Source organism: Slackia sp. (genome assembly GCF_977041755.1).
This window is the reverse complement of the sequence record NZ_CDRRGL010000101.1, coordinates 1-6,990: the sequence shown is the minus strand read 5'-3', so window position 1 is coordinate 6,990 and position 6,990 is coordinate 1. Positions and strand designations below refer to the sequence as shown.

The following is a 6,990-nucleotide window of genomic DNA, read 5'->3' as shown; positions in this document are numbered from 1 at the left end:
CCTCTTCCTCGGGCAGCTCGGCGACGGTACCGTCGTTGTAAAGGGCCTTCATAGGGCTATCTCCTCTCGAATGCGAATACGCATACGTTACTGAAATCGAGTTCCAATTATAGACAGACGGCGTGCAGGAACAAGCTGCGCCGCTCAGCATACAGAATGGCGACATGACGGCAGAACAACCGCCTCGCCCACCTGCGCGATTTAGGTCGCGACAACAAGAAAAGCCGCGCGCAGGCGGCTTTTCTTAAGGCAGGATTGCAAACCAGATCGGCGCTTACTGGCGCGGCGCCTGGCCATGAGCCCCGACATTCGCCTGGGGCACAGCCTGCCTCGGCGCGCCGGTAGTTCGACCGCTGCGACGAGCGCCGATGCCAGGAAGCGGCGTTGCGCAGTACGGACAAACGGTCCACGAAGGATCGAGCGCATGACCGCACTTCTGGCATTGGTTCTTCAAACGCTGGTGGCAGTTCGGGCACAGCACATAATCGGCCTCGACCGGGTAGCCGCAGTTGGCGCATTCGCCATACTGCATGAGCTGGCGCTGCTTCAGCGCGACCTCGAGCTCTTGCTCGTCGCGATCGATTTGCAGCAGCGGCGGACGAAGCAGGCAATACGCGATGACGCCCAAAATGGGAACGAGCGCGACGATAGCCCAGATGTACCACACCGTGCCGCGCTGGTAAGCATCGCGAACAACCCAAATAATAGAGAGCACGTAAACGGCCACGAGCATGACGATGCATACCGTGACAGCCATTTGCAGCTCAGGAGTCCAAAGCTGCGAGAGAATGTCGCTCATTGAGAAATCCTTTTCGTACATCAATACACTAATCACGCATTGTAGCAAAGAAAGAAGCGCCCCGCATACCGCGAGGCGCTTCTCTATGCAATTTTGAAATTCGGCGGCACGCAGGCTCGAAATTCGGCAGGAAGGCCCTCGCCTACAGCTCGGCGATCTGCTGGGCAACCAGCTCGAGCTTCGCAGCGAACTCGGCGCGCTTCGCCTTGTCCTTCTCGACGATTTCAGGCTTCGCCTTGGCAAGGTAGCCCGGGTTGGAGAGCTTCTTGTCAAGCTTGGCAACGTCTTTCTCGAGCTTCTCGCGTTCCTTGGAAAGGCGAGCGCGCTCAGCCTCGAAATCGACCAGGCCCTCGAGGTTGCAGTAGACCTCGCAGCCAGAAACGAGCGTGGCGTTAGACGCCGCGGGCTTTTCGGCTTCGGCGGAAACCTCGGCCACGTTCACGCGCGCGAGCGACACAATAAGCTCCTGCTGCTCGTTGATGGCGGAAACGACCTCGGCGGGCGCCTTCACCGTAATGGCAAGCTCCCGTTTCGGCGAGATTCCATAGCGGGCACGAGTGGAACGCGCGGCAGAAACGACGCCGCACACCAGCTCAATCGCGCGTTCGGCTTCGGCATTCTTAAAGCGCGCAAGCGTCTCGGGCTCGGGCCAGGTGGCAACCATGAGAGCCTCGGCGTTTTCGCCTTCCGCATGAGGCAGCTGCTCCCACAGAGCCTCGGTCACAAACGGCATGGCCGGATGCAAAAGGCGCAGGGCGGAATCGAGCACGAACACGAGATTGCGCTGCGTTTGCAGGCGAGCAACCGGATCGGCGCCCTCGCGCAGGCTCGCCTTCGAGAACTCGATGTACCAGTCGCAGAACTCGTTCCAGAAGAACGCGTGCAGGTCGCTGGCCACTTCACCGAACTTGTATTCGGAGATGCCCTGGGTCACACGCTCGGAGAGGCCAGCCAAACGCGACAAGATCCACGCATCGGCAGGCGTCGCGGCAACGGGCTCGCCCGGCGTGAAGCCCTCAAGGTTGCCAAGCACGAAGCGGCTCGCATTCCAGATCTTCGTGACGAAAGCGCGCGCCTGCTCGGTGCGCGGCGAAGAAATGAGCTCGTGGGTTTTGGGGTCGATGTCGGCGTCGAAGCGCACATCCTGGTTGTTCGTAACCAGCGTGAGCAAGTTGAAACGCATGGCATCGGCGCCGTATTTCGCAATGAGGTCCATGGGATCGACGCCGTTGCCCTTCGATTTGGACATGCGGCTGCCGTCTTTCGCCAAAATGGTGGCGTAAATCACGACGTCATGGAACGGAATCTCGCCCAAGAAGTACGTGGAGGACATGATCATGCGGGCAACCCACAGCGCGATGATGTCGCGCGCGGTAACGAGCGCCGTCGTAGGATGATGGCCCTCGAGCTGCTCGGGGTGGTTCGGCCAACCCTGCGTGGCGAAAGTCCACAGCTGGCTCGAGAACCACGTGTCGAGCACGTCTTCGTCCTGATGTACATGATGGCCGCCGCATTTCGGGCACACGTCCACGTCTTCCATGCACGCGTCTTCCCAACCGCAATCGACGCAGTAGAACACCGGGATGCGATGGCCCCACCACAGCTGGCGGGAAATACACCAGTCTTTCAGGTTTTCCATCCAGGTGAGATAGGTCTGCGTCCAACGGGCCGGATGGAACGTGACTTCGCCGCTCGTGACGGCCTCAGTCGCAGGACCCTTCAGCTTATCGACGGCAACGAACCACTGTTCGGAAAGCCACGGTTCAAGGGCACTCGGGCAGCGGTAGCAATGCATCACCGAATGATGGTGGTCTTCCACATGATCGAGCAGGCCATGCTCCTCAAACCACGCAACAACGGCTTCGCGGCATTCCTCGCGGCTCATGCCGGTAAATTCGCCGTAGCCTTCAACCACGTGGGCGGTTTCATCGAAGATATTGATTTTCTCGAGGCCATGGCGCTCGCCCATCGCGAAGTCGTTCGGGTCGTGAGCAGGAGTGACCTTCACGAAGCCCGAGCCGAAATCGGCATCGACATAAAAGTCGCTGAAAATGGGGATCTCGCGGTCGACGATGGGCAGCTTGACCTTCGCACCCACGAACTTGTCTTTGTCATGATCTTTCGGAGACACCGCAACGCCCGTATCGCCGAGCATGGTCTCGGGGCGCGTGGTAGCGACCACAATGTATTCCACGCCGTCAATGGGCTCGACGAGCGGATAGCGAAGGTGCCACAAGTGGCCATCTTCTTCCTGGTATTCCGCTTCGTCATCGGAAATGGCGGTACCGCAGGTGGGACACCAGTTCACGATGCGCTTGCCGCGGTAGATAAGGCCGTCATGGTACCAATCGCAGAACACCTTGCGCACGGCGGTGGCATATTCGGGATCCATGGTGAAGTGAGGGTCGTCGAAATCGACCGAGCAACCCATGCGCTTGATCTGCTCAATGATGTGTCCGCCGTATTCATGCGTCCAATCCCAGCAGGCGTCGATGAACTTCTCGCGACCGAGCTCGCGGCGGGAAATACCCTGCGCGGCGAGCTTTTTGTCGACCTTTGTTTGCGTCGCGATGCCCGCATGGTCGGTACCGAGAATCCAACGGGTCGATACGCCGCGCATGCGGTTGAAGCGAATAATGGTGTCTTGAATGGTGTCGTCCATGGCGTGGCCCATATGCAGCACGCCGGTGACGTTCGGCGGCGGAATGGTAACCGTGCAGTCACCCACGCCCGGGCGGCGGGCATAGTAGCCGCCGGTGAGCCATTTATCGAGAATGCGAGGCTCAAGCGCCTCGGAGTCATAGTTCTTGGAAAGCTCTTCCACTCTCTGCTCCCAACTTGTTTGCTTGTAAGGCGGAATACTGAAACAGCCCAGCCGCGCGTGCGGCCAGGCCGTGGCATTTATTCAGAGACGACAGCCGCGTCGGCCGCCTGCTCGATTTCGGGTTTCGTTTCGCCCTCGATATCGCTCGGGCGAATAACCACCCTCGTGGGTCCGGCGTGCTCAGGCAAATCGAACATCACGTCTTGCAGAACACGCTCGCAAATGGCGCGAAGGCCGCGCGCGCCTGTGCCATGCTCGACCGCCTCATGCGCAATAGCGCGCAGCGCTTCTGGCGTGAACACGAGTTCGGAATTCTCGAACTCGAACATGCGCACGTACTGCTTCACCAACGCGTTCTTCGGGTCGGTAAGAATGTGCACCAAATCGTCTTCGGTAAGCTCGTCGAGCGAGCAAATCACCGGAATGCGGCCCACAAATTCGGGGATCATACCGAACTTGTTCAAGTCTTCGGGCAGCACCTTTTCGAGAAGCTCTGCTTCGGCATGTTTTTTCGACTGAGGCACATCGCTCGTGAAGCCGATGCCCTTCTTGCCCACGCGCTGGCCGATGATATCGGCCAGACCCACGAACGCGCCGCCCAGAATGAACAGGATATTCGTGGTGTCGATATGAATGAGCTCCTGCTGCGGGTGCTTGCGACCGCCCTGTGGAGGAACGCTCGCCTCGGTACCCTCGACGATCTTGAGCAATGCCTGTTGAACACCTTCGCCCGACACGTCACGCGTGATGGAGAGATTTTCAGCTTTACGGGCGATCTTGTCGATCTCGTCGATATAAATGATGCCGATCTGAGCGCGCTCGATATCGAAATCGGCCGCGGTAATGAGCTTCAGCAAAATATTCTCGACGTCTTCGCCCACGTAGCCCGCTTCGGTAAGCGTGGTGGCGTCGGCGATGGCAAACGGAACCTGCAGCGTGCGCGCGAGCGTTTGCGCGAGCAGCGTTTTGCCCGAACCCGTGGGGCCCAAAAGCATGATGTTGCTCTTAGCAAGCTCGACATCGTCGTCATTCGACTCAGCGCCGAGGCTGATACGCTTGTAGTGGTTGTATACGGCAACCGAAAGCGCGCGCTTGGCGGCCTCCTGGCCAACAACATGCTGGCTCAGGCGATCGAAAAGCTCATGCGGCGTGGGCAGCGCGGCGAGAATCTCGGCCGCCGAAGGGGCGCCCTGCTCTTCGTCGTCAAACGGGGCCTGCGCAATGTGGCCTTCGTAGCCGTCGAAATCGCCGTCGAACGAATCGGGCATATTGCCCTGGCTGGGATGGCGGCCGTTAAGGTAGCCGCCACGGGCAAGCACGTCGGTGCAATACAGAATGCACTCGTCGCAAATGCACGTGCCATCGGGGCTTTGAATCATGCCAGCGACCTCATCGGCCGTTTTGCCGCAGAAGACGCAGCGCGCCTTTTTCGGGTCCATGGTTTGAGAATCGGGATTCTTGGTCTGCATAAGGCCTTATGCTTCCTTCTTCGGCATAGCGCGAGTCGTGATGATGTCGTCGACCAGGCCATATGCCTTCGATTCCTCAGCGGTGAGCCAGTGGTCACGCTCGGAATCGGCATGGATGGTCTCGATGGGTTGGCCGGTGTGCTTGGCGAGAATGCCCTCGAGGCGCTCGCGGCACTTGCGCATTTCTTTCGCAGCGATTTCGAAATCGGTCTGCTGCGTGCGGCTCTCGGCGCCACCCATGGGCTGATGGATCATGATTTGCGAATTCGGCGTGATGAAACGCTTGCCCGGGGTGCCCGCAGCAGTAAGCACAGAGGCCATGGAAGCGGCCATGCCCATGCAAACGGTGGACACGTCGCAGCGAATGAACTGCATGGCATCGTAGATGGCCAAACCTGCGCTCACGCTGCCTCCCGGGGAGTTGATGTAGAGCGAGATATCTTTCTCGGGATCGGCGCTCTCGAGGTGCAGGAGCTGCGCGATAACGACGTTTGCGACGTCGTCGTCGATGGCGCTGCCCAAGAAGACGATGCGATCATTGAGCAGTCGGGAGTAAATGTCATACGAGCGCTCGCCGCGAGGCGACTGCTCGATGACGTAAGGAATCGTATATCCGTTTTGCATAAATGCTGCCCCTTTATTCTGTATCGAAGTCGAAGCAATAATACAACCAAGGCTCGCTTCCGAAAACAGGAAGCGAGCCTTAAGGACTGTACCACGTTTATTGAGCGGACGAGCGATATCGCCGCCCTTGCAGCCAAGCCGTCACGCGCACTCCACGGTTTGTTCGAGAAAATGCGCGAGATGAAAGCTATTCGGCAGCGGCCTCGGTGTTCTCGGCCTCGGCCTCGTCAGCCTTCTTAGCGGCCTTCTTGGTGGTTTTCTTAGCGGCGGCCTTCTTGGCAGGCTTCTTCTCTTCCTCGTCAGCCGTGGGAAGCTCGACCTCTTCGATCTCGGCTTCCTTCAGCAGAGCCTCGAGAGCCTTGCCGCGCAGAATGCCCTCGCGGACGAAGGACAGGCGACCCTGCTTCTTCCACTCAGCGTAGAGCTTGTCGGTATCCTTGGCGCCGGAGTTCTTGAACTCGTCAACGACTTCCTCATCGGTCACAACGATGTTGTTGTGGCGAGCATAGGCGTCGAGGGCCAGGTTCTGCTTGACGGTGTCGGCAGCCTGAGCCTTGACGTCTTCCTTGAACTGGTCAGCGGTAATCTGCTGGGCAGCCAGGTAAGCGTCGAGCGTAGCGCCCTGGCGCTGGAGCTGCTCGAAGAAGCTCTGCAGCAGGTCGCGCTCGGCGGCGTCGCACATAGCCTGGGGCACGTCGCCCTCGAGGCGCTTCTGCAGCTCGAACAGAGCATTGTTCTCCATAATGCGGGGAATGATTTCGCCCTTCTGAGCCTCGATCTGCTCGCCCATGAGCTTGCGCAGCGCGGCGACATCTTCGAAGCCGAAGTTTTCCTTGACCCACTCGTCGGTGATTTCAGGAAGAACGACCTTCTTCACAGCCTTGACGGTGACGTCGAAGACGACCTTGGCGGTCTTGCCCTGAAGGATGCTGGTGAGCATGCAGGGGTTCGACTCAACCTCGATCTCGAAGTGCTTCTCTTCGCCCTTCTTGCAGCCGACGAGCTCCTCGTCGAATGCTGCCGGGAACAGGCCCTTGCCCAGTTCGTAAAGGCGAGCTTCGCTGCACAGCGCGGCGATGTCTTCGCCGTTGTCGTCGACAGCCTTGATGTCGAGCTCGACGACGGAGTCGGCCTTCACCTTGGTGTTTGCAGGAGCGTTCTTGTAGTCGTGATAAGCGTTGCCCAGGTTGTCGATTTCCCTGTCGATTTCAGCCTCAGAAGCGGTCTTGAAGGGAACCTCGATGTGAACCGGGGAGTAATCGGAAAGCTCGAGA

General features: G+C 59.1%; 5 protein-coding genes. All 5 read right to left on the bottom strand.

Going from position 1 to position 6,990, the window contains the following annotated elements; genetic code table 11:
• Positions 1–274: 274 nt before the first annotated feature.
• Positions 275–799: a zinc ribbon domain-containing protein gene (locus ACWI8T_RS07380; RefSeq protein ID WP_288483563.1), complete on the bottom strand. Its 525-nt coding sequence runs from the start codon at positions 797–799 to the stop codon at positions 275–277.
• A 142-nt stretch (positions 800–941) separates the two neighbouring features.
• Positions 942–3,623 (bottom strand): valine--tRNA ligase, encoded by a 2,682-nt coding sequence (locus ACWI8T_RS07375; RefSeq protein ID WP_449138470.1) that lies wholly within the window; start codon positions 3,621–3,623, stop codon positions 942–944.
• Positions 3,624–3,700: 77 nt separating this feature from the next.
• A complete protein-coding gene (clpX, locus tag ACWI8T_RS07370; RefSeq protein WP_302886774.1) occupies positions 3,701–5,092 on the bottom strand; it encodes an ATP-dependent Clp protease ATP-binding subunit ClpX in 1,392 nt (463 codons plus the stop codon).
• A gap of 6 nt (positions 5,093–5,098) precedes the next feature.
• Positions 5,099–5,716 (bottom strand): ATP-dependent Clp protease proteolytic subunit, encoded by a 618-nt coding sequence (locus ACWI8T_RS07365; RefSeq protein ID WP_288483571.1) that lies wholly within the window; start codon positions 5,714–5,716, stop codon positions 5,099–5,101.
• A gap of 187 nt (positions 5,717–5,903) precedes the next feature.
• Positions 5,904–6,990: trigger factor (locus tag ACWI8T_RS07360; RefSeq protein ID WP_449138469.1), on the bottom strand; the 1,087-nt coding region annotated here is incomplete at its 5' end.